Below are 22,262 nucleotides of genomic sequence, written 5' to 3'. Positions count from 1 at the left end.
CCTCCGCAGTTATTTGGGAAGCAGGTTGAACCGGTGCAAATATCGATAAATGGCCACGGCCAGCGCCAGCTTGACGATATCCGTGGGGAAAAACGGGGCAAACCCGATGGCCAGCGCCTTCCACAGGCCAATCTCCAGCCGCACTATGAGCCAGAGCAGGCCCAACACATAGGCGGAGGCCAAACCGCCCAGGCCGAACAGCGCCCCCCGGGTCCAGGACAACGGCGGGGCTGGCCGGGTGAGGCTGCGCCGGGTGGCGAAGCCGCAGATGGCCGCCGTGCCGATGAACCCAATGAGGTACCCGCCCGTGGGCCCCATGAGGTGCGCCAAGCCGGACTTGCCGCCGGCGAAGATGGGCAGCCCGATGGTTCCGCCGGCCACATAGAGCAGCAGGCAGGCTGCCCCGGCCCGGGGACCGAGAATAAAGCCCGCCAGCATGATGAAAAACGGTTGCAGGGAGATCGGCACCGGGGCCATGGGCACGATGAGGAAGGCCCCCACGGCGACGCTTGCCGCCAGCAGGGCCGTCCAGACCAGACGATTGAGGGAGTGCAGGGTGTGCATGGACATATCGGTATCCTTACGCCAGGAGCGGCCCAGGCATCAAGCACTGCCCAGAGGATGAAAATTGCCGAACCGCCTATAAAACCGCTTGTCGAACCGTCTGTCGGCCAGGATGGCGGCCTGAACATCCAGCTCCGCGGCGCTGCCGGACGTGGTCAGAAAATCCCCCACCATGATCCCGTCCGCCCCGACTTCCAACGCCTGCACCCGGGCTGCCACATCCGGAAAACACAGGTGCCTGCCGCCGCACAGCCGCAGCGCGGCATCGGGCAGCAACAGCCGGAAACAGGCCACAATCATTGCCGCCTCGTCCTTGCCCAGGGTCGGACGGTGGGCCATGGGCGTGCCCGGGATGGGGTGCAGAAAATTCAGGGGCACACTCTGCACGACCAGTTCCCGCAGGGCCAGGGCCAGTTCGATGCGCTGGGCCCAGCTCTCGCCCAGACCAAAGATGCCACCGGCGCACACGGCCAGGCCCGCGGCATGGCCGGCGCGGATGGTGCGGGCCCTGTCGTCCCAGGTGTGCGTGGTGCAGAGGGATGGGAAAAAGGAACGCGCCGCCTCCAGGTTGTGATGCAGCATGGAAGCGCCGGCTTCCCGCAGGGCGCGCAGGGCAGCCTCGTCGATGATGCCCGGGGACACATCACAGGCCAGGCCGGCCTGCACCACGGCGCGCACCCCGGCCTGCCAGGCCGGCAGCTCGCGGGGGTCAAAGCCTCGTCCCGCGGCCACCAGACCCAGGCGGGTGGCCCCGGCCTCCCTGGCCCGGCAGGCGGCGGCGGCAATGGTCTCTGCATCCAGAAAATCATGCGCCGGCGAATCCGCCCCGTGGTGCGCGGACTGGGCGCAGAAGGCGCAGTCCTCGCTGCAGGCCCCGGTGCGCACGCTGACGATGGCGCAGCGCGAAATCTCAAGCGGTCGCGTCAGTCTGGCCACGGCGCCAGCCAGGGCCAGCACGGCTTCGGGTTGTTGGGGGATGGCGTCGAGCAGGAGAACAGCGGCCTCCTCCCAAGGCTTGGCCAGCCACTGCCGGGCCAGGTCGGCGAGCCCGTCCGCGGTGCGGTCATCTTTTGGAAAAATGATCAAATCCCTGTCCTGTCATGGGGGTGTTGTTGAGCATCACGCCGGGCGCAGCCGTGACCTCGCCAAGGTCCAGGAGGGCAGCAGGCAGCGCAGCTGCGGCATGACGCAGGGCCGGCATGGCGGCAGGGTCCACAGCCGCCAGCAGGGCATAATCTTCGCCGCCAAGGAAGGCCTCGGCCACGGGGTCCAGCCCGGCGGCAGCGCAGGCGGCCAGCAGTTCGGGGTGCAGCATGGACGCATCCAGCTCCAGCCGGGCGCCGGGGACTAGGCCGGGCGCTTGGCCAAAGGTCAGCAGACGGGGCAGATCGCGGGCCAGGCCGTCGGAGAGGTCCATGCAGCCATGCACCCCCTGCACTGCAGCCAGCGTCCGACCCGCCGCCACCTGCGGCTCCGGCATCAGATGCGCCGCCGTACAGGCCGGCCAGTCCGCCAGGGCCTCGCGGTCGTGGGCCTCCAGCAGACGCAGCCCCTGCCGGGCCAGGCCGAGCTGTCCGGATGGTCCCAGCACCACCAGCCGATCGCCGGGCTGCACCGGCCCGCGCCGCAGCAGCGGGCGCCCCGGAAACGGGCGGCCCCAGATGGTGACGGAGAACCCCAGCAGCGGGGCGCGTGACAAATCGCCGCCGGTGAGGGCCAGGCCGTGGGCCGCGGCGTGGGCCGCCATGCCCGTGAAGAGGGCGTCCCAGAATTCCCGCGGCAGCCCGGGCGGGACCATGAGCCCCAGGCTGAAGCCCAGGGGATCGCCGCCCATGGCCGCGATGTCGCTCACATTGACGGCCAGGGCCTTGTGGCCGATCTCAGCCGGGGTGAAGTAGCCGCGGCGAAAATGCACGTCCTCCAGAAACAAGTCCGTGGACAGACACAGGGCATCGGGCATGGTCAGGATGGCGCAGTCATCCCCGCGACCGAGCACCACATGGCCGTGCTCACGCGGAAAGTGGCTGTCAATGAGGGCCAGGAAATCGTCTTCCGAGGCCACGGCAGTGGGCGTCTCCGCCTGCAGCAATGCGGTCATGGATCCTCGTGACGGCCGCGCACGGCCGCAAGTGGCGTTGCGCGCCCAGGGACACACAGGCGCGCTCAGGCCCATTCAGGCCCGTTCAGGGCAGGGGCAACCCCAGCGAGACAATGATGTCGCGCACCAGGTTCGTCTGCAGTAGGGAAGCCGCCATCAGATTCAGGATGATGATGCCGAAGGCATACATCGAGCCGCGGAAAAACGCCGGCACGCCCTGGGCCACGGTTTCGACGATGCTGGTGATGGGGCCGGTGTCGAACAGGCTCTCGTGCTCCCGCAACGTGGCGATGCTGGCCAGCTTTTCAATGACTGCACACACCACGGCCGGCACGGCAAGCCACAGCCCCCACACCACCCAGTAATGCTGGTCAAAGGGGATTTCCTTGTCGAAGTACCGCAGCACGTGCTGGCCAAAGCTCGTCCAGACGGCGGCGTACACCAGTCCCAAGGGAATATACAAGAGATAGTTCAGCATGGCGTGTGTGTGCTCCCGAGCTCGGACCTCCGAGACAACATCCGCCATGATATGGGCAATGTCCTCAAAGGACAAGCCCGGACACGACCTGTACGCGGACTTTTCAGCCGCCTGCAGGCCGTTTCCCATGCAGCACGTGGCGCAGGACGGTCTCCAGAGCGTCCATTTCCACCGGTTTGGCCAGATAAGCATCCATGCCGACACGGAGAAATGCTTCGCGGTCGCCAGCCATGGCATGCGCCGTCAGGGCGATGATGGGCACGGTGCGGTGTTGCGCCCCGGCCTCGCCGCCGCGAATGCGCCGGGTGGTCTCGGTGCCGTCCATTTCCGGCATCTGGATGTCCATAAGCACCGCATCCACGGTCCCGGCATGCATGTCGGCCAGCAGCGCCAAGGCTTCCTGTCCGTTGACGGCAGCCTGCACGGTGCAGCCCAGTTTTTCCAGAAACCGCGTCACGGTCAGGCGGTTGACCTGCTCATCTTCCACCACCAGCACCCTGCAGTGGGACAGATCAAGCAAGGACGGGTCCGCCGGCACGGCCTTCGCCTTCTGGTGGCAGTCTGGCTGCTGTTCCTCGGCCACGCAGTCCACGGGCAGGGCCAGATGCATCATCGTGCCGCCGGCCTCGCCGTTTTCAATGCACAGGGAACCGCCCATCATGATGGTGAGCCGCTTGACGATGGCCAGCCCCAGGCCGGAGCCGCCAAACTTTCGGGTGTACACGGCTTCTGCCTGGGTGAAGTCACCGAACACGATGTCGAGCATGGCATCGTCGATGCCCACGCCGGTGTCGGCCACCACCAGATGCAGCATCACGCGTTCATCCGTGGCCCAGGGGGGGTGCGGCGGAGCCGGCGTGGCATACACTTCCAGGGTGATGCCGCCCTGATGGGTGAACTTCACGGCGTTGGCAATCAGATTGTACAGCATCTGGCGCACCCGGCCGGCATCTCCCCAGCAGAAGGCCGGGGCGCTGGGATCCTGTCGCAGCGTGAACGCCAGTCCCTTGCGCCGGGCCTCGTGCCCGAAGAGTTCCACCACGGGCTGGATGACATCTTCCAGACAATAGACCTCCCGGGCCATGGGCAGCTTGTCCGCCTCGATGCGGGAGATGTCCAGGATGTCCGACAGCAGCCGCAGCAGGATGCCGCTGGTGCGCAGGGCCGCCTCCACATACTCCTGCTGCTCGTCGTCCAGGCGGGTGGTTTGCAGCAGTTGCAGCATGCCCATGACACCGTTGAGCGGGGTGCGGATTTCATGACTCATCACGGCCAGGAAGGAGGATTTGACCAGGCTGGCCTTTTCCGCCGCCTCCTTGGCGCAGGAAAGCGCCTCCACACTGCGAATGCGCGACACGGCCATGGCGAAGAGATCCGCCAACGCCTCGACGGCGGTCAGATCTTCCGCGGTGTAGTCGCGGCCGGGATTGGCCAGGGCGATGAGCCCCACCGCCTCCGTGCCCACCACCGCCGGCATGACCAGAAACTGCTCCAGCGGCACGTGCCCCTGCGGCAGCCCCTGATAGTGCGGATGCGCCTGCGGCGCATTGGTGAAAAACCCCTGCCTGCTGTTCAAGGCGTGCCCCCACAGGCCGGGATACCCCTTTGCCCCCCGGGAAAGCACCAGCGCCGGTTGCCGCAGGGCGCAGCGGTCCTCGTGCACCATGGGCGAAAGCGCATGCCCCAGCACCTCGCCAGTCGCCGGATTGATGCTGGCCACAAAGCCGAACCGGCTCCCGGTGCGCTGCATGGCCTGATCGTAGATGTTTTCGGCCACGGCACGGATGGTCACGCCATACGCGGTGATGGCCCTGGCAATGGCCGCCTGGGCCTCATTGCAGGAGGCTTCGCGCTGCAGCCGTTCTTCGGCCAGACGGCGTTCCTCCACCTCGCGGGCCAGGCGCTCGTTCTGCCGGGCCAGGGCCGCCGTGCTGCGGGTCACCTGCCGCTTGAGCAGCATAGTGAGCCCGAAAAACAGGGCCACCGCCGCCACCAACAGCAGCAACGCATGCAGCAGCCATACAGGCCGTTCCTGATGCACGGACGCCGTGAGCCAGCGATCCAGCGACTGATAGTACACGGAATCCCTGGAATGCATCAGGCGCGCCACCTCGGCATCCAGGGTGGGCAGCAAGCCATGCGGATCGCCCTTGCCCACGGCAAACCGTATCTGGATGGGATTGAAAATGATGGGCGTGGGTTGCACGGCAAAGCGGGTGCCCTGCATATCGCCATAGATCCGGTTGACCACGCCGGCGTCCACCCTCCCCTCCTGCAAGGCGATGAAAAGCGCCTCGTACGAATCAAAGGGGACCTCGGTCACGGCAATATCGAAGGAAGCGATCAGCGTTCGGAAGGCCTCGGCATGCACATCATGCAGCAGCAGGCCCACGCGCTTGCCGGGCAGGGCGGTCAGGGTATCGATGGGCGCGCCGTCGCGGGCGAACACCTGTCCCCAGTTCGTGAGCAGGGGGCGATCGGAATAGTCGAGCAGGGGTTTGCGGTCCTCGCGGTAGGCCACCACGGGCAGCAGGTCGATATCGCCGGCCTGCACCGCCTCGAACATGCTGGTCCAGCTGCCATAGACGTATGTCAGCTCCCAGTTGGCGCGGCGGGCCACCTCCTGCAGCACATCCAGAAAGATGCCTTCGGGCTGGCCGCCCGGCCCCACACCAAGCAGGGGGGGGTTCTCATACACCCCCACCCGCACCGACGTGGCGGCTGCGCGCACGGGTACTCCCCAGGCGAACGTCAGCAGCCCTGCCAGCACCACCATGGCCAGCGCCATAGGGTGAAATCCCGATGATGACTCCATGCTCCCCCCGGAGCAGCGCCACATGCATGCGCATGGGCACCATGCCCGTTGTCAGGGGAAGAATATCCTGCCTCGTATAACTACGCAACAAGACATTGCGCATTTGCAGGCCAGCGCATGATGAATGCAGCGCCCTTGCCCGGCATGGATTCCGCCCGGATGTGCCCGCCGTAATGCTCCACAATCTGCCTGCAGATGGCCAGCCCCAGGCCGGTGCCCTTGGGATGCGCCGCGGTATCGGCATGCCCAGTCTGGTAGAACCGTTCAAAAATGCGTTCCAGATCCCCGGGGGGAATCCCCCGGCCGGAGTCCTCCACCCGCGCTTCCAGCCCGCCGTCGGACGCGGGATGCACCGTCACGCGAATGAACCCTGCCGGCGTGAACTTGAGGGCATTGCCCAGCAGATTCAGAAACACCTGCAGCATGCGGTCATGGTCCGCCAGCATGGCCGGGGCGTCTGGGTCCAGGATCAGTTCCAGCCGCAGTTCGGGTCTGGCGGCCAGTTCGCCCTGGATGGTGGCCACGGCAGCCTGCACCACGTCCCCCAGGCGCAGGCGGGTGTCGTTCCAGGCATATTGTTCGGACTCGATCTTGCTCAGGTCCAGGAGATCATCCACCAGCCGGGCCAGACGGCGGCCTTCGCTTTCGATGACCTGCAGATTGGCCAGCAGGGTCTGCGCCCGCTGCATGGCCACGGGGTTGTGCGCCAGGGCCGGCACAATGTGGCGGGTGACGCTTTTGACGGCCAGGGCGGCGAACCCCAGCACCGAGGTCAGGGGCGTGCGCAGCTCGTGGGACGCAAAGGAAAGGAAGGCGCGCCGGAGCTCATCAAGCTGGCGCAGCTTGTCGTTGGCCTGCTGCAAATCCTTGGTGCGTCGGGCCACGACTTTTTCCAGGGCATCATGGGACTGGCGCAGGGCATCCTCGGCCCGCTTGCGCAGGGTTACGTCGCGCCAGGTGTTATGCAACAGCCGCTCCCCATGCACGGTGATGGGGAGAAGGGACACCTCAATGATCAACAGATGGTCTTTGAACGTGGTGCACTGCCACTCGAAACGGCTGATGCCCTCCTCCCAGGCGCGGGCAATGAACCCCAGGCCGGCCTCGCGGGAGGAACGTCCATCGGATTGCAGGGCCGGGGAAAAATCGAAGGCGGTGGCGCCCACCAGACGGTCGCGGTCATCGGTTTCCAGGAGCTGCAACGCGGCCTGGTTGCACTCGATAAAGCGTTCGCCGCGCATCAATAAAATAGGATCGGGCGAACCTTCAAACAGCTTGCGGAAGGTTTCCTCGCTTTCGCGCAGGGCCTGGTCCTGGATGCGCCGGCTGCGCTCGTACTGCCTGAGCAGCCCGTACAGCAGCAGGGTGGTACACAAGATGAACAGCGTGCCCTTCATCTTGCTTACCAGGATGAGCAGATCCGGCGAGGCCCGGAACGCCAGGGCCATGAGCTCATCAGACAACAGAATCCAGAGCATCCCGAACACGAAGTAGATGGCGGCGAGGCTGGCTGGTTTGAGCTTGAGCATTCCATCACCTTCTGCGCATGACGCGCGCAAGGCCGGCCAAAGGCGGACGCGTCGGCTTCTTTTTATTAAGGATATCTTATTTTTTCACCCCTGGGAAGCAACCATACTCCCAGTCGCACCTGGGCGGCGCAATCCGCATCCACCCTTTGACAGGGTGCGGAAATTCTGAATACAATCAGGTTTTCCCGGCATCCCTCTTTCCTGGAGCGATTCATGTCCCATCCGGCTTCTCCCCCCGCTGCCTCCACCTGCCTCGCCTTCCCGGATCGTGACGTCGCCGCCCGGCTCAAGGGCCTGCGCGATTCCCTGGACTGGTCCCCCGAGACCATGGCCGAAAAATCCGGCGCCAGGGTGGAAGATGTGCTCATGTATGAAAATGGTTCCTGCGAAATTCCCGTCAGCCATCTCTTCAAGGTGGCCCAGGCTGCCGGTGTGGACCTCACGGACCTGCTCTCCGGCCACGAGGCCCACCTGCGCCGCTACACGGTGGTGAAGAAAGGCCAGGGCATGCCCGTGGAACGCCGCTCGGCCTACAGCTACCTGAGCCTGGCCTCGCGGTTCACCCACCGGGCCATGGAACCGTTCCTGGTGACCGTCCCCCCCTGCACCCGGGAAGAGCTGCACCGCAACTCGCATCCTGGCCAGGAGTTCTGCTACATGCTCGAAGGCACCATGGAAGTGCTGCTGGACGGTGAAGCCGTGGTGCTGGAACCGCATGACACCCTGTACTTCAACGCCATGATTCCCCATGCCATGCGCAGCCTGACGGACCAGCCGGCCACCTTTTTGGATGTGATCATCTAGCCGGCGACCTGCATCCGGTGTCCTCACCTTCCACCATCACGTTCAACGCCAGCGAGCAGCCCATGCCCCCCGTTCAGCGTCTCACGCCTGCCACGTACGCCGACTTCATGCGCGATTTCCGGATGGACGTCCCCGAAGGCTACAACTTCGCCTATGATTTTCTGGATGCCGAAGCTGCCGTGGATCCTGCCCGGCCGGCCATGGTCCATGTGGACGATGCCGGCGTGCGCCGCGAATACAATCTCGGCTACTTCTCCACCCAGTCCACCAAACTGGCCAACGCCCTGCAGGCCCTGGGCGTGGGTCAGGGCGACCGCCTCATGCTCATCCTGCACCGCCGGGTGGAATTCTGGGTCACCATGCTGGCCCTGCACAAACTGGGCGCCGTGCCCGTGCCCTCCCCGGCCCTGCTCACGCCCAAGGACATCGTCTTCCGCGTGCAGTTCGGCAAGATCAAGGGCTGCATTGCCGAAACCGGCGTCATCCCCCGCGTGGATGAGGCCCTGCCCCAGTGCCCGGACCTGACCGTGCGCGTGCAGGTGGGCGACGGCCGCGCCGACGGCTGGCACAACTACGACGCCATCCTCGACGCCGCCCCGGCCACGCCCCCGGTGCTGGCGCGCAGACCCGGCGGCGAAGACCCGCTGCTCATCTTCTTCACCTCCGGCACCACCGGCATGCCCAAGATGGTGGCCCACAGCCACACCTATCCCCTGGGCCATTACGTAACCGGCGTGTACTGGCACAACCTGCGCCCCGGCGACCTGCACCTCACCCTGGCGGATACCGGCTGGGGCAAGGCCGTGTGGGGCAAGTTCTACGGGCAGTGGATGGCCGGGGCCACGGTGTTCACCTGGGACTTCCGCGGCAAATTCGAGCCCTCGCGCCTGCTGGAGATGCTGGCCGGCCACGGCATCACCTCCTTCTGCGCTCCGCCCACGGTGTACCGCTTCCTGGTGCGGGAGAACCTCGCCAATTACGACCTCTCCAAACTGCGCCACTGCACCACCGCCGGCGAACTGCTCAACGACGGCGTCTTCATCGCCTGGAAGGCCGCCACCGGCCTGCCCATCTACGAAGGCTACGGCCAGACCGAAACCACCCTGCAGCTGGCCACCTTCCCCTGGATGGAGCCCAAGCCCGGCTCCATCGGCCGGCCCACGCCGGGCTGGGATCTCGTGCTCATGAACGAGGAAGGCAAGCCCTGCCCTCCTGGCGAGGAAGGCGAAATCTGCGTGCGCTGCGAACAGCCCGTCCTCGGCCTGTTCCAAGGCTACCTGGACGAGCCCAAACGCACCGCCGCCGCCCGCTACGACGGCTGGTACCACACCGGGGACAAGGCCTGGATGGATGAGGAAGGCTACTTCTTCTTCCTGGGCCGCACCGACGACCTCATCAAAAGCTCGGGCTACCGCATCGGGCCGTTTGAGGTGGAATCCGCCCTCATCACCCACCCTGCCGTGGTGGAAGCCGCCGTCACCGGCGTGCCCGACCCCGAACGCGGCCAGGTGGTCAAGGCCACGGTGGTGCTCGCGCCAGGGCACACACCCTCCGACGAGCTGACCAAGGCCCTGCAGCAGCACGTCAAAACCGTCACCGCGCCCTACAAGTATCCGCGCATCGTGGAATACGTGGGCGCACTGCCCAAGACCATCAGCGGCAAGATCAAACGTGCCGAAATCCGCCTGCGCGACGAAGGAAAAGAGGCGCAGGAGTAGCACAAAAGACGCCAGAGCACGTTGTTTTTGAAAAGGACTCTCGGGGGAAAACCTTTCTTCAGAAAGGTTTTCCCCCGAACCCCCTTTCCAAAGACTTTTTTATTGTGATGCAAGGTCACTATGAAAGTTTTGGAAGGGGACATCGCGAGAGGGAGAACCTTTTGCAAAAGGTTTCCCCTCTCGCGATGTCCTTTTTCAAGATCAAAATGCCCTGGCTATTTGGCCAGGAGCGGGGCCTTGATCACATAGAGGGTGTTGCCATCCAACTGGCCGTTGGAGAGGATTTTCTGCTCCATGCCCTTGTCCGAGCCCCAGAGGGCAAAGTCGTCGTCGTTGATCACCGCCACGGTGTTGTCGTCCACCACCCACAGCCCTTCCAGCTTGTCGTGGGGGTAGCCGTTCAGCTTGACCAAATCCGCCACCAGCGTCTTTTCCACAGGCTTCACACCCTTGGCAGCCAGGGCTTCCCAGCCGCCTTCCAGCACTGCCTGCTCCAGGGGCTTGCCGTCGATGAGCAGTCCCAACGCCTCATCCTGCGTGGTGCCAGGGGCGGTGACGGTTTCCAGATCCGTGCCCGTGGAGAGGTCGATGCGATACAGGTGCTTCATGGCCTCGGGCTTTTTGCCGGCAAAGGCGCCATCGCGCTCAATAAGCAGGAACTGTGTGGCAGAAAGCGCCGCAATGCCCGAGTTGGCGTTCTTGGGCTTTTCCTGCTTGTACAAGTATTGGGCCACCTTGCCCGTAGCCAGGTCCACGGTGACAATGCGCGTGGCCGTCTGCCCCTGGGCGGACTTGTCGGGGTTGTTCAAGGTGGACTGCATCAGCCCCACCAAGGTTTTCTCGTCCGGGGTGATGGCCAGGCCTTCCATGCCGCGATTGGGCCACCGCTTGCCCAATTCCGCCGGGAGCTTGATGGAGGCGCGGGCGTCCTTGGCAAAGGGGTTGATGCGGCCGATTTCCTTGCCTTCGGCGTCGTAGTGGACGATGTGCGGGCCGTATTCGTCGCTCACCCAAAACGTGCCATCGGAAAGGGCCACCAGGCCTTCGCTGTCCAGACCGTATTCGTCCAGGCGCAGGGGGTTGTAGTCCGGGCTGGTGGCGTTGTCATTGAACGGCTTGTCCTGATGGACGAGCACGGGCGAGCCGTCGGCGCTGTAGGGCGTCTCGCTGGTGCCGCCCAGGCCCTTGGCGTTGGGCAGGCCGGTGATGGGCGTGCCATCGGGCCGGCGCAGGAGGATGGTCTTTTCCAGGGTCACGCTGCCGTCGGGCTGAAGCGCAAAGAGGCCAATACGCGGCGTGTAGTCCGGGGTGGGAAAGAACTTGCCCTTGCCCTGGGGCCCCTCGTGGTCGGCATTGGGGCCGCGATCGGTGAGGGCGTAGAACTGCGTGGCCACGGTGGGGTGGGCGGCCATGTCGGAACCGAAACCGCCATTGCGGATTTCGATCATCTCGCCGGCACGAGCCGTGTCGGGCACGTCGTTTTTGAGCACAGCATGGGGCAGGCGCGCGCCCGTGAGGCCGATTTTGGCCAGCGCGGCATCACGCTCGGCGCTGCCGGTCTGACCAGCCCAGGCGGGGACGGCTGCGCTTACCGCCAGACAGACCGCGCCCGCCAGCAAGCCTTTCAGGTTGCGATGCATGATTCGACTCCTTGAGGATACAATGGATGGAGAGATTGTCCGCATAGTGCGAACAGTCCTGCGCTTCCTCTGCGTCCATGGGACGTCGAACGGGTGACAAGATGGTGACGAGTCCTGCCCTCAGGACGCCGGCTGCTGCCCATGCATTGCCTGACGACGGGTCAGGGCCTCGGTGGCGCGTGCGGCGGCCAGGGCGTCTCTGGTCTGGCGCTCGAACATATCCACCTGGGGCATGAGCCATTGGCACGCCGCGCGGGTCTGGGGATGGTCGGTACGTCGGGCTATCTGGACCAACAGGGCCTGAAGCTGAGGCGCCAGGGCATTGAACTCGGCCACGGCGCTGGAGGCGGCGTCCGGGTGGGCCAACATGCGCGTTGCCTGGGCCCGCAGGGCCATCACCTGACGCAGCACCGCCTCGCCAGCCTGGGCATTTGCCTCCCATGGCCCAGCCGGGCGCGGCAGGTGCAGCCACAGTGCCCCGACAATCACCGTGAGCAGGCAACACCCCCACACCACCCACCGGCAACGAGCACCTGCAACAGACGGAGCAGAAGGGATGGGATCGTCAGGACGTCCAGGCATATTGGCCTCCTTGCGGAGCGGCCCGCCGCACCCACGCAGGGGCGGATGCAGGCGGACCGTTACGGAAATCACCTACGCGCCCTGCATGGGGCGCACAGGGTGGCGTTACTTCTTGCCGCCGGCGGGCTTGGTGTCTTCTTTCTTGTCTTCAGCCTTTTTCTCTTCGGGCTTCACCAGCACGGTGGCCGGAGCCGCCGCTTCTGCCACCGGCAAGGTGGCCAGGCAGGGGTCTTCCGCAGGCACCACAGGCTCGGGCTCCTTGGAGCTGACCTTGAAGGGCGCTTCCACCTCGGTGAGCACCTCGTCACGCCAGGCGAGTTCCAGGGAGAGCTTCTGCTTGCCCTTCTTGACCAGCACCTCCAGCTCCAGCTCAATGAGCTCGCCAGGCTTGAGGGTGACGAATTCCTCGCCGCGCTGCACGCAGATGGTGCGCTCCTTGAAGCTGGCCACCAGATCCGTGAGGAAGGTGGAAACGGAATCGAAATCCATGGCGCCCTTGATGGCCAGACCGCTCTTGCTCATGATCGTACTCCTTAAGACTCTGCAATGAATGTGAAGCTAATTGTTAACAACGATGATGGAGGGAGCAGCCATGGCGGCTTCCTCCTGTTCCGACAGTGATGCGGAAGACGGCAAAGCCATGCGCACCTCGCCGCCCAGGGAAATGGCCTCGGCACGCTCACCGCGGAGTGTCTTCCTGCCGGCGTCCTCCGCCATTTCCTCAAGCTTCTTCTCGGCCTTTTTCAGGAATTTTTCCAGGGCTTTGTCCATGGCCCCGTCCACGTCCAGCTTCTTGCCGAACCGACGGGATTCTTCCTTGGCCTTTTCCAGCCGCTCGGCGAGCTCAGCATCAATATTGAAGATGACCCGCTTGAACTCTTTTTCTTTCTTGAACACGCTCATCACCCTTATCCTTCCTGTGCAGTTGCCAGCCCTACCTTGGTCCGACTGCAGCCCGCGACGCTCTTTTTCTGTACAGATTTCGTACAGCACTTGTTCGTCTTTTACGAGGTTCCCCGAACAAGTCAAGCACAAATTCATACCGTCCAAAATTTTGTGGTTACCACGCCTGCGCAGGGCGGCCGCTTCGGTATTGTGAATTAATGGACAAGCAAATATGTAATGTGATTTAATTCACATTCACCAATTGATGCCCAACCGCCTGGAAAACAATGCATAATTCCGCCATAGCGTATCCGCACAAAATTCTTCCCATTCTTTTCAGCGTGGGATACAAGAAGCCACCTTTGGAAACGCACGTTTCCGGGGCCGTTTTTTGCCGTTGTGATTCACCACCCCTGAATTACAAGGAAATGTCGCTTTGAAAAGACGCTACGCGCCCATCATCACTGGTTGTGGCATCATGGCTGTGCTGGCCCTTGGCGGCCAGTTCGTGCATGCGCCCTCGGACCAGCCGCCCGTACGGTTCAGGTTCGACAACAAGGGCGGAGATGTCGTCTTCACCCATTCGCGGCATGTGGACATGGGCAACGCCTGTGCCGACTGCCACCACGAAAGCGCCACGCCGGAACCCCAGCCTGTGCCATGCGGGTCCTGTCATCCGGCGGAATTCGACGCCCGGTGGATCGACGCCCACAAGACCACGCTGAGTCCCGCCACCTGCACCCGCTGCCATCACGCCACGTTTGGCAAGCTGACCTGGAATCACCAGGAGCACGTGGACCAGTACGCCACGAGCTGTACCGACTGCCACCACGGGCCGGACATCGAACCCGAGCCCACGGCCTGCAGCAGCTGCCACGGCAATGCGGCGGACGGCAAGACGCCCTCCCTGCGCGTGGCTGTGCACACCCGGTGCGAGACCTGCCACAGCGATTTGTACGAGCAGAAGACCGCGGGCTGCAAAACCTGCCACGAGCAGTTGCCCGGCGCGGCCGGCCCGGCCCAGCCCTCCTGCGCGTCCTGCCATTACGACGCCGAAGCCCCCCTGCTGCCCACCCGCATGGATGCCTTCCATGGCCAGTGCATGGGCTGCCACGAAACGTCCGGCGCAGGCCCCTTCGGCGAAAAATCCTGCTCCCGCTGCCACACCCGGTGACGCTCATGATGAAGCCACAATTGACTACATCCGTGGAAATCAAGGACACCCTCCGGGAGGCTCCCATTCCCTCTCTGGTGCGGATTCCCATCGAACCCCTCCACAAGCCCGTGGTGAAGAAAAAACAGCTCGTGAGCTGCGGGCAGGTCATCGCCGAAAATCCCGCCAAGGGACCGCACGGCACCGGCTATGTGCATGCCACCATCGACGGTATGGTGGAAGACATTCTGCCCCAGGCCATTGTTATCGGCCCGGCGCCGGCTCCCAAGGAAGGCGAAGCCCCGCCCGTGTTTGAGCGGCCCGAGCCTGTGGCCGATCTGGACACCATCAAGGGCGAAGAACTCTGCCGCCTGCTCCTGGAGCTGGGCATCGATACCGGCAAGTTCCGCCCCTCGCGCACCCTGGTCATCAACGGATTAAACCCCGAGCCAGGTGTCATCGTCAGCGAACTGCTTCTCAAGGATGCCAAGCCCACCCTGGAACGCGGCCTGGAGTTGCTGGAACGAGCCATCCGGCCGGCCACGGTCTATCTGGTGATGGCCGAGAGCAAGAAGACCTCTCTGTATAGCTGCACCGTCGTCCCCTCCACGGATCGCTACCCCCACACCATCGATCCCCTGGTGGTGCGCAAAGCCACCGGCTCGGAACGGCCCGACGATGTGGACGTGATCAGCATCTCGGATCTGTACCGCGTGGGGCGCGTGGGCAAGACCGGCCTGCCCCTGGTGGAGGCCATCGTCACCGTGGGTGACGGCGTGTACCGCGTGCCCACGGGCATGCCCGTGCGCGACCTGCTGGACGCCACGGACACCCCGCATGGCAAGGGCTGGCAGGTGGCCCTGGACGGCCCCATGCGTGGCGACCCCCTGTGCGACCTTTCCGTGGGCGTGCCCGAAAACTGCACCGCCATCACCGTGGTGCAGGAAGGCCAGTTCCCGCCCGTGGGCCCCAACCCGTGCATCAACTGCGGGGAATGCGTGCTGGCCTGCCCGGCGGGCATCCAGCCCGGCATGCTCTCGCGCTTTGTGGAATTCGATCTGGTGGAGGAAACCCGGTCCCGCCACATCGCCGCCTGCCTGGATTGCGGCATGTGCGCCTTCGTGTGCCCGGCCAACCGGCCCATGCTGCAGTACCTGCGGCTGGCCAAACAGCTGTTGGCAGCCAAGGACGCCCAGTTGGCCGAATGCCGGCTTTCGGACTGACACGACCGGCAGGCCATTGGCGAACGGGTTGTTGAGACGTTGCGACGTGGACATTACCGACAAGGACGAATGCACATGGCACAAGCGGCACTCCCAAAATCCTCCCTCACGGTGACTTCGGCGCCGTTCTGGCATTGCGGCAGAACCGTCAAAGGCATGATGACGGACACGTTGATCGCCCTGGCGCCAGCCATGGCCATGGCCGTGTTCCGCTACGGCTACCACGCCGTGGAGGTGCTGGCCTGGGCTGGTCTGGCGGCCGTGCTGGCCGAGGCGCTGGCCCAGAAACTCATGGCCCGCGAATACACGGCAGACGACTATACCGCCCTGGTGGGCGGGCTGCTCTTCGCCTTCATGTTGCCGGCCACGGCCCCGGGCTGGCTGGTGTGCATCGGCAGCGCCCTGACCATCCTGCTTGGCCGCATGGTCTTTGGCGGCTACGGCATGAGCCCGGTATGCGCCCCGGCCGTGGGCTGGTGCATCATGACCATCTCCTGGCCAGACCTTATTGATATCAACGGGATGCTGCTCAACTGGGATCTGGTGCACCCCCTGAGCGAGCTGAAGTTCTTCGGCCTGAGCGCGGTGACCAGCCTGAGCCTGCCCAGCCTCATGCTGGGACAAAACCTGGGGGCCCTGGGGGCGGAACAGTCCCTGATGCTGCTGCTCGGCGGCGCGTATCTCATCGCCCGCAAGCAGTTGCGCTGGTACATCCCGGTCTCGTTCCTGGTGGGCGTGTTCCTCACGGCGCTGCTGTACAACCTCATCGACCCGCAACGCTACGCCCCGCCCCTGTTCCACCTGTTCACCGGCGGCACCATGCTGGCGGCCTTCTTCCTCATGCCGTACCCCTCGGCCTCCCCGGTGTGGCGCACGGCCATGCTGCTGTACGGACTTTTTGGCGGCGCGCTGCTCATCATCATCCGCACATATGGCATCTACCCGGACGGCATGGCGTTTGCCGTGCTGCTGTCGAACATGTTCACCCCATTGTTCGACCTCATCCAACCCAAGCCCTTCGGCGGGAGGTAGCCTGGCATGAAGGAACTCATCCGCATGGTGGTGGTGCTCTCCACGATCACGGGTCTGGCCGGGCTGGTGCTTTCCGGCCTCAAGGTCTGGACGACGCCCATCATCGAAGAGCAGGTGCTGACGTATGTGCAAGGCCCGGCCATCAAAAAAATCTTTGAAGACGCCACCAACAATCCCATCGCCGACCGCAAGGTGATGGCCAAACCCGGCGCGCCGGGCGAAACGCTCTTCATCTTCCCGGCCATCAAGGACGGCAAGCTCACGGCCGTGGCCGTGGAGGCCGCCGGCAAAGGCTACGGCGGCATGGTGGGCGTGATGGTGGGCTTTGACGTCACCCAGGACAAGGTTGCCGGCATCAGCGTCACCACGCATAAGGAAACGCCGGGCCTGGGCTCGCGCATTGAAGACACCTCCTTCACCAAGCAGTTCCGCAACCGCGCCCTGGACAAAGTGGGCCTGAAGAAAGACGGCGGCGACATCGACGCCATTTCCGGCGCCACCTTCTCCTCCATCGGCGCGTCCGACGCGGTGAAGCAGGCGGCGCAATGGTACATGGCCCTGAAGGACGACATCAAGAAGAGCTGGTAGCCTCGCGGGTTCTGCCCGCCGCAAGGAGCGAGCATGGCAAGCATGATGCAAGAATTCACCAAGGGCCTGTGGAAAGAACTGCCGCCCTTTCGACTGGTGCTGGGCCTGTGCCCGGTGCTGGCGGTAACCTCCTCGGCCAACAACGGGTTGGGCATGGGATTGGCGGTCATCTTTGTGCTGGCGTTGTCCAACGTCATCATCTCGCTGGTGCGCAACATCATCCCCAAGAAAGTGCGCATCGCCTGTTTCATCGCCATCGCGGCCTCGCTGGTGGTCTCGGTGGAAATGCTCATGCAGGCGTTTTCGTACCCGCTGTATCAGCAGCTGGGCATCTTCGTGCCCCTCATCGTGGTCAACTGCATCATCCTGGGCCGGGCCGAGGCCTTTGCCGCCAAGAATCCGCCCCTGCTGTCTTTGGCGGACGGGTTGGGCATGGGCATCGGCTTCACCTTGTCCCTGACGTTTCTGGGCGGCATCCGGGAACTGCTGGGGGTGGGCACGCTGTTCGGGGTGAGCATGTTCTGGCCGGATTTCAAGCCCTTCGCATTCATGGTGCAGGCTCCCGGCGCCTTCGTCTGCCTGGGACTGATCCTGGCGGGCATGAACTTCCTGACAATGTGGCAGGCCAAACGTAAAGGCCAGACCGTGGATCCCATTCTCGATGCAGGCTGCAAAGGCTGCGCGGCATGCCGCAAGTTGGACGAGATCGCCAGCCAGAGAAAGCTGGAAAAACTCCAGCCCGCCAAGGGGTAGAAGCGCATGGATACGTTCCTGCTGTTCATCTCGGCCATTTTCGTCAACAACATCGTCCTGGCGCAATACCTCGGAAACTGCCCGTACCTGGGGTGTTCCAAGGAAAAGAGCGTCTCCATCGGGATGGGGGCCGCGGTGATCTTCGTCATGATCATGGCCACCGTCTTCACCTGGGCCATCCAGAAGTACGTAATGATCCGCTTTGGCCTGGAGTATCTGCAGACCATCGTCTTCATCCTGGTCATCGCCGCGCTGGTGCAGTTCGTGGAGATGTTTTTGAAGAAGATGGTGCCGCCGCTGTACAAGTCTTTGGGCATCTTCCTGCCCCTCATCACCACCAACTGCGCCGTGCTGGGCGTGGCCATTCTGGTGCAGCGGCAGGAATACGACTTCATGACGTCGCTGTTGTATTCCGTTGCGGCAGGGGTTGGTTTCTTGCTGGCGCTGGTGGTGCTGGCGGGGATTCGCGAACGCTTCGTCATCACCCGGCTGCCGCGGTCCATGCAGGGGGTCTCCATCGGCCTCATCATGGCAGGGCTCATGTCCCTGGCATTTATGGCCTTCAAAGGCATGATCGCCTAAGGCACAGGAGTTCCAGATGATTATCATCTCCGTTCTCACGCTGTTCGCCCTGGGCTTCATCGCTGCGGGGATTCTGGCCGTGGCCTCCCGCGTGCTGTATGTGGAAGAGGACCCGCGCATCGAAGTGGTGACCGAGGCCCTCCCTGGCGCCAACTGCGGCGGCTGCGGGTTTGCCGGCTGCGAATCCTACGCCGTGGCCGTGCTGAACGACCCCCTGATGCCGCCAAACCTGTGCTGCGCCGGCGGTCCCGACGTGTCCGTGCGTGTGGCCGAGCTGACCGGCAAGGCCATGGGCGATGCCGATCCCAAGGTGATCTTTCGCCGCTGCGTGAAAGATCAGGGCGGCGTGCTCAAACGCTTCCAGTACCTGGGGGCCCAGAGCTGCGCGGCGGCCAATCTGGTGCTGGGCGGGCCCGATGCCTGCAAATACTCCTGCCTGGGCTTTGGCGACTGCGTGCGCGCCTGCCCCTTTGACGCCATGTGGCTGGAGAATGGTCTGGTGCGCATCGCCCCGGACAAATGCACCAGCTGCGGCTCCTGCATCCGCGTCTGCCCCAACAGCATCCTGGAGCTGATCCCGCGCCGCGCTCGGGTGATGGTCTTTTGCTCCACCCAGGACAAGGGCAAGGCCGTCAAGGACGTCTGCGAAGCCGGCTGCGTCAACTGCGGGGCCTGCATCAAAAAATGTCCGGCCAAATGCATCAGCACCGTGAACGGCCGCATCGCCATTGATCAGGCTGCCTGTCTGGCCTACGGTCCGGAATGCGGCGAAGCCTGCGTCAAGGCCTGTCCGCGCGACATCCTGCGCTGCCTGGCGCCCGACGCCGTGGCCCCGGCCCCGCACAAGGAACCGGCCCACATCCCCGACGAAACCCACGTGGCCGACCTGAACGCCTAGCCCGCCGCCAGCGAGAATCGACATGAAACACACAGATTCGACCCGTTGCAGCCGCCGCGCCGTGCTGAAGCGTCTTGGTTTGGTGGCCGGCGGCCTCGCCCTGGCCCCCACCCTGCGCGTGCTGCCGGCCCTGGCCGCGCCTGCCCTGAAACAATCCAGCGAAACCCGGCTCCAGCTGGGCACCATGGTGGAGATGACCGCCCTGGCTCCGTCCAAGGACCAGGCCCGGGACGCCATGGCCCACGCCTTTGCGGAAATCGATCGTCTGGCCGCCATCTTCAGCCGCTTTGACGACGATGCCGCTCTGGCCGCCCTCAATGCCCACGGCCGCCTCGACCATGCCCCCGACGAACTGCTGACCGTGCTGGACCACAGCCGCCTGCTGACCCGCCAGTCCCAAGGCGCCTTCGACATGACCATCGCCCCGGTGGTGGCCCTGCTGGAACGCACCCACGGCGAGCCCGACCCCGCCGACCTGCGCGCGGCCCTGGAGCTGGTGGATGCCGCACGCCTGCGCCAAGACGCCAACTCCCTGCGCCTGGACGCCGCCGGCATGGCTGTCACCCTGGACGGCATCGCCAAGGGCTACATCGCCGACCGTGCCGCCGATGAACTGCGCCGGCATGGCGTGGCCCATTTCTGCATCAACGCCGGCGGAGACATCCGCGTCCAGGGCTCCCCGGAAGGCCTGTCCGGCGGCCGGGCCTGGCGCGTGGCCATCGAAGATCCCGACAAGGGCGGCCGCTACCCCGCCGTGCTCAGTCTGGCCGACGGCGCCGTGGCCACCTCTGGCGGATATGAAATCTTTTTCGACGCCGGCAAGACCGCGCACCATCTGGTGGACCCAGCCACCGGCCGCTCCCCGCGGCAGGTCAAAAGCGTCAGCGTGCAGGCCCCCACGGTGATGCAGGCCGACGGCCTGGCCACCGCCCTGAGCGTCATGCCGCCGCGGCAGGCCCTGGCCCTGATCGCCATGCTGCCGCAGCACGAGTGCCTGCTCCTCACCGCAGACGGTGCGCACCTTTCCTCCTCCGGGTGGGGCCGGGAACGAGTGTGACCGCCCTGAAAGGCCCGGACACAGTTCTTTGATTTAAGCAGCAAGGCCGATGTGTTATCGCATCGGCCTTGCGTTTTCTTGACCGCTGTCTGGCGGCGTGGCATCGTGCTGCGCACACGCATGGCCCTGTTCTTCCACATGCAACCTCCCCATTGCGCACCATGGCAGTCATTCTGGTCATCGACGACGACGAACAAATCTGTGAGACCATGCAGCGCATGGTGGCCCGCGCCGGCCACCAGGGCCTTGCCGCCCCCACCCTTGCCAAAGGGTTGGCAACACTTCGCACCGCGCCTGTGGATATCGTCTTTCTGGATGTCCGCCTCCCGGACGGCAACGGCCTTGATGCCCTGCCTTCCATCCTGGATGCCCCGTCGCGCCCGGAAGTCATTGTCCTCACCGGGCAAGGCACGGCCGACGGCGCCGCCACCGCCATTCACGGCGGCGTGTGGGATTATCTGGTCAAGCCCATGTCCCTCCAGGAAACCCTGCAGCGCCTGGAACGGGCCCTGGCCTACCGGGAAAGCAAGCACGCCAAGGATGCCGCTCCCCTGTGCCTGGACAACGTGGTGGGCGTCAGCCCCGGATTTCGCGCCTGCCTGGATCATGTGGGCAAGGCTGCACGCAGCGAGGCCCCGGTGCTCCTTGTGGGGGAAACCGGCACCGGCAAGGAGCTGATGGCGCGGACCATCCACTGCAACAGCCAGCGGCGGGACAAGCCCTTCGTGGTGGTGGACTGTGCGGCGCTCTCCGAACATCTGCTGGAAAGCCTGCTGTTCGGCCACAAAAAGGGCTCCTTCACCAGCGCCCATGCCGATTCTCTGGGGCTCATCCGCGCCGCGGATCAGGGCGTGCTTTTTCTCGATGAGATCGGCGAACTCTCCCTCAACGCCCAAAAGACCTTTCTGCGCGTGCTGCAGGAAAAACGCTTTCGCCCAGTGGGGGACATCCGAGAATTCTCCAGCAATTTCAGGTTGCTTGCGGCCACAAATCGCAGCCTGGACGCCATGATCGAGGATGGCACCTTCCGCAGGGACCTCTATTTCCGCCTCAAGACCATGGAGATCCACCTGCCCCCCCTGCGGCAGCGCCCCCAGGACATCACGCTGCTGGCCATGTACCGTGTGGGCGCGCTGGCCCAGGCGTACAGCATGTCGCGCAAGTCCCTGGACCCCGAATTCCTGGAGCACCTGCGGCTGTACCAGTGGCCGGGCAATGTGCGGGAACTCTTTGCCATGATGGAAACGGCCTTTGTGGCCGGCTGGGACAGCGACGTGCTCTACCCCCGCCACCTGCCCAGCGCCCTGCGCGTTGCCGTGGCCCGGCGCAAGCTGGAACGCGACGGCGGGGAGGACGGCCGCCCGCCCTTCCCCTCACTGCCGGACGAGCCGTCAGTCTTCCCCAGCCCTGCCTCCCCGGAACCGGCGCACGGGATCGCGCCCGCTCCGGCCAGCACCACCGCACTGCCCCCCGCGCTGCATGCAGACGCCTTGCTGCCGACAGACCCGGCCCAGCTACCAACCCTGAAGACATTCAAGACGTCCATGGAGCACGTGTACCTTGAGGCCCTGCATCGTCATACCAACGGGGATGTGGACCGCATGACGGCGGTCTCCGGCCTGTCCAAATCCCACCTGTACGCCTTGCTGAAAAAACACCAGCTGCCCTCGCGGTAGGGGCTGTTTGCAGCTGATTTTCGGGGGGCCGTCTGTTTCGGCAGGCCTCATCCTTCCTGCCCTGCCTCGCGCCCATCGCAGGCCCCGGGAGCTGCCCAGATCGCCGGCAAACCTCCCGAGGTCCCGAGTCTTTTTTTTCAGAATACTGTATATTGAAGCAGTTTGGGAAGAATTCTGAAAAACTGGA

At 64.5% G+C, this 22,262-nt stretch carries 21 protein-coding genes; 11 read left to right on the top strand and 10 right to left on the bottom strand.

The annotated features are described in order from the left end of the window. Positions 1–9: 9 nt before the first annotated feature. The 6 genes from DGI_RS06820 to DGI_RS17065 form a co-directional block, all read right to left on the bottom strand. Complete coding sequence (locus tag DGI_RS06820; protein WP_021760092.1) at positions 10–570, bottom strand: biotin transporter BioY; 561 nt, start codon at positions 568–570, stop codon at positions 10–12. A gap of 33 nt (positions 571–603) precedes the next feature. Then, positions 604–1,650 (bottom strand): biotin synthase BioB, encoded by a 1,047-nt coding sequence (bioB, locus tag DGI_RS06815; RefSeq protein WP_021760091.1) that lies wholly within the window; start codon positions 1,648–1,650, stop codon positions 604–606. Next, positions 1,628–2,662, bottom strand: a complete 1,035-nt coding sequence (gene thiL, locus DGI_RS06810) for a thiamine-phosphate kinase (RefSeq protein WP_051286246.1) — start codon at positions 2,660–2,662, stop codon at positions 1,628–1,630. Before thiL ends, bioB begins: the two co-directional genes overlap by 23 nt. A gap of 85 nt (positions 2,663–2,747) precedes the next feature. Continuing rightward, positions 2,748–3,140, bottom strand: a complete 393-nt coding sequence (locus DGI_RS06805) for a hypothetical protein (RefSeq protein WP_021760089.1) — start codon at positions 3,138–3,140, stop codon at positions 2,748–2,750. A gap of 103 nt (positions 3,141–3,243) precedes the next feature. Further along, complete coding sequence (locus tag DGI_RS17070; protein WP_051286248.1) at positions 3,244–5,928, bottom strand: response regulator; 2,685 nt, start codon at positions 5,926–5,928, stop codon at positions 3,244–3,246. Positions 5,929–6,035: 107 nt separating this feature from the next. Next, complete coding sequence (locus DGI_RS17065; protein WP_027192845.1) at positions 6,036–7,484, bottom strand: PAS domain-containing sensor histidine kinase; 1,449 nt, start codon at positions 7,482–7,484, stop codon at positions 6,036–6,038. A gap of 213 nt (positions 7,485–7,697) precedes the next feature. On the opposite strand from DGI_RS17065, the gene DGI_RS06790 reads away from it, so the two are divergent. Together DGI_RS06790 and DGI_RS06785 are read left to right on the top strand one after the other, a co-directional pair. Continuing rightward, complete coding sequence (locus DGI_RS06790; RefSeq protein ID WP_021760086.1) at positions 7,698–8,288, top strand: helix-turn-helix domain-containing protein; 591 nt, start codon at positions 7,698–7,700, stop codon at positions 8,286–8,288. Between the two features lie 62 nt (positions 8,289–8,350). After that, positions 8,351–10,006, top strand: coding sequence for an AMP-binding protein (locus DGI_RS06785; RefSeq protein ID WP_021760085.1), 1,656 nt, complete (start codon positions 8,351–8,353; stop codon positions 10,004–10,006). A gap of 215 nt (positions 10,007–10,221) precedes the next feature. On the opposite strand, the gene DGI_RS06780 is transcribed toward DGI_RS06785, so the two are convergent. The 4 genes from DGI_RS06780 to DGI_RS06765 form a co-directional block, all read right to left on the bottom strand. Further along, the gene (locus DGI_RS06780; RefSeq protein WP_021760084.1) at positions 10,222–11,646 is read right to left on the bottom strand and encodes an esterase-like activity of phytase family protein; all 1,425 of its coding nucleotides are present in this window, start codon (positions 11,644–11,646) and stop codon (positions 10,222–10,224) included. A 120-nt stretch (positions 11,647–11,766) separates the two neighbouring features. Then, on the bottom strand, positions 11,767–12,228 hold the full coding sequence (locus DGI_RS18340; RefSeq protein ID WP_021760083.1) for a hypothetical protein: 462 nt from the start codon (positions 12,226–12,228) through the stop codon (positions 11,767–11,769). A gap of 105 nt (positions 12,229–12,333) precedes the next feature. Further along, positions 12,334–12,750, bottom strand: a complete 417-nt coding sequence (locus DGI_RS06770) for an amphi-Trp domain-containing protein (RefSeq protein ID WP_021760082.1) — start codon at positions 12,748–12,750, stop codon at positions 12,334–12,336. A gap of 36 nt (positions 12,751–12,786) precedes the next feature. After that, entirely contained in the window at positions 12,787–13,131 is a 345-nt protein-coding gene (locus tag DGI_RS06765; protein WP_021760081.1) for a hypothetical protein, read from the bottom strand. A gap of 418 nt (positions 13,132–13,549) precedes the next feature. On the opposite strand from DGI_RS06765, the gene DGI_RS06760 reads away from it, so the two are divergent. The 9 genes from DGI_RS06760 (at position 13,550) to DGI_RS06720 (ending at position 22,075) form a co-directional block, all read left to right on the top strand. Beyond that, entirely contained in the window at positions 13,550–14,287 is a 738-nt protein-coding gene (locus DGI_RS06760; RefSeq protein WP_021760080.1) for a cytochrome c3 family protein, read from the top strand. A gap of 5 nt (positions 14,288–14,292) precedes the next feature. Further along, positions 14,293–15,489, top strand: a complete 1,197-nt coding sequence (locus DGI_RS06755; RefSeq protein ID WP_021760079.1) for a 4Fe-4S dicluster domain-containing protein — start codon at positions 14,293–14,295, stop codon at positions 15,487–15,489. Positions 15,490–15,564: 75 nt separating this feature from the next. Further along, positions 15,565–16,521, top strand: coding sequence for an RnfABCDGE type electron transport complex subunit D (locus DGI_RS06750; RefSeq protein WP_021760078.1), 957 nt, complete (start codon positions 15,565–15,567; stop codon positions 16,519–16,521). Between the two features lie 6 nt (positions 16,522–16,527). Beyond that, entirely contained in the window at positions 16,528–17,109 is a 582-nt protein-coding gene (rnfG, locus tag DGI_RS06745; protein ID WP_021760077.1) for an RnfABCDGE type electron transport complex subunit G, read from the top strand. 33 nt (positions 17,110–17,142) lie between these two features. Continuing rightward, positions 17,143–17,862 (top strand): electron transport complex subunit RsxE, encoded by a 720-nt coding sequence (gene rsxE, locus DGI_RS06740; protein ID WP_021760076.1) that lies wholly within the window; start codon positions 17,143–17,145, stop codon positions 17,860–17,862. A gap of 6 nt (positions 17,863–17,868) precedes the next feature. Beyond that, positions 17,869–18,444, top strand: coding sequence for an electron transport complex protein RnfA (locus DGI_RS06735; RefSeq protein WP_021760075.1), 576 nt, complete (start codon positions 17,869–17,871; stop codon positions 18,442–18,444). A gap of 16 nt (positions 18,445–18,460) precedes the next feature. Further along, entirely contained in the window at positions 18,461–19,342 is an 882-nt protein-coding gene (gene rnfB / locus DGI_RS06730; protein WP_021760074.1) for an RnfABCDGE type electron transport complex subunit B, read from the top strand. 22 nt (positions 19,343–19,364) lie between these two features. Next, a complete protein-coding gene (locus DGI_RS06725) occupies positions 19,365–20,399 on the top strand; it encodes an FAD:protein FMN transferase (RefSeq protein WP_021760073.1) in 1,035 nt (344 codons plus the stop codon). Positions 20,400–20,560: 161 nt separating this feature from the next. Then, entirely contained in the window at positions 20,561–22,075 is a 1,515-nt protein-coding gene (locus DGI_RS06720) for a sigma-54-dependent transcriptional regulator (protein WP_027192847.1), read from the top strand. The last annotated feature ends 187 nt before the right edge of the window (positions 22,076–22,262 follow it).

The organism is Megalodesulfovibrio gigas DSM 1382 = ATCC 19364 (genome assembly GCF_000468495.1).
In the GTDB taxonomy this organism is placed as follows: Bacteria; Desulfobacterota; Desulfovibrionia; order Desulfovibrionales; family Desulfovibrionaceae; genus Megalodesulfovibrio; species Megalodesulfovibrio gigas.
This window is presented reverse-complemented; position numbering and strand designations above follow the sequence as displayed.

Bases quoted from the DNA above. Each gene is read 5' to 3' on its own strand.
- DGI_RS06820 (WP_021760092.1), bottom strand. From the start codon at position 570: ATGTCCATGCACACCCTGCACTCCCTCAATCGTCTGGTCTGGACGGCC.
- thiL (WP_051286246.1), bottom strand. From the start codon at position 2,662: ATGACCGCATTGCTGCAGGCGGAGACGCCCACTGCCGTGGCCTCGGAA.
- DGI_RS06805 (WP_021760089.1), bottom strand. From the start codon at position 3,140: ATGCTGAACTATCTCTTGTATATTCCCTTGGGACTGGTGTACGCCGCC.
- DGI_RS17070 (WP_051286248.1), bottom strand. From the start codon at position 5,928: ATGGCGCTGGCCATGGTGGTGCTGGCAGGGCTGCTGACGTTCGCCTGG.
- DGI_RS17065 (WP_027192845.1), bottom strand. From the start codon at position 7,484: ATGCTCAAGCTCAAACCAGCCAGCCTCGCCGCCATCTACTTCGTGTTC.
- DGI_RS06790 (WP_021760086.1), top strand. From the start codon at position 7,698: ATGTCCCATCCGGCTTCTCCCCCCGCTGCCTCCACCTGCCTCGCCTTC.
- DGI_RS06785 (WP_021760085.1), top strand. From the start codon at position 8,351: ATGCCCCCCGTTCAGCGTCTCACGCCTGCCACGTACGCCGACTTCATG.
- DGI_RS06780 (WP_021760084.1), bottom strand. From the start codon at position 11,646: ATGCATCGCAACCTGAAAGGCTTGCTGGCGGGCGCGGTCTGTCTGGCG.
- DGI_RS18340 (WP_021760083.1), bottom strand. From the start codon at position 12,228: ATGCCTGGACGTCCTGACGATCCCATCCCTTCTGCTCCGTCTGTTGCA.
- DGI_RS06770 (WP_021760082.1), bottom strand. From the start codon at position 12,750: ATGAGCAAGAGCGGTCTGGCCATCAAGGGCGCCATGGATTTCGATTCC.
- DGI_RS06765 (WP_021760081.1), bottom strand. From the start codon at position 13,131: ATGAGCGTGTTCAAGAAAGAAAAAGAGTTCAAGCGGGTCATCTTCAAT.
- DGI_RS06755 (WP_021760079.1), top strand. From the start codon at position 14,293: ATGATGAAGCCACAATTGACTACATCCGTGGAAATCAAGGACACCCTC.
- DGI_RS06750 (WP_021760078.1), top strand. From the start codon at position 15,565: ATGGCACAAGCGGCACTCCCAAAATCCTCCCTCACGGTGACTTCGGCG.
- rnfG (WP_021760077.1), top strand. From the start codon at position 16,528: ATGAAGGAACTCATCCGCATGGTGGTGGTGCTCTCCACGATCACGGGT.
- rsxE (WP_021760076.1), top strand. From the start codon at position 17,143: ATGGCAAGCATGATGCAAGAATTCACCAAGGGCCTGTGGAAAGAACTG.
- DGI_RS06735 (WP_021760075.1), top strand. From the start codon at position 17,869: ATGGATACGTTCCTGCTGTTCATCTCGGCCATTTTCGTCAACAACATC.
- rnfB (WP_021760074.1), top strand. From the start codon at position 18,461: ATGATTATCATCTCCGTTCTCACGCTGTTCGCCCTGGGCTTCATCGCT.
- DGI_RS06725 (WP_021760073.1), top strand. From the start codon at position 19,365: ATGAAACACACAGATTCGACCCGTTGCAGCCGCCGCGCCGTGCTGAAG.
- DGI_RS06720 (WP_027192847.1), top strand. From the start codon at position 20,561: ATGGCAGTCATTCTGGTCATCGACGACGACGAACAAATCTGTGAGACC.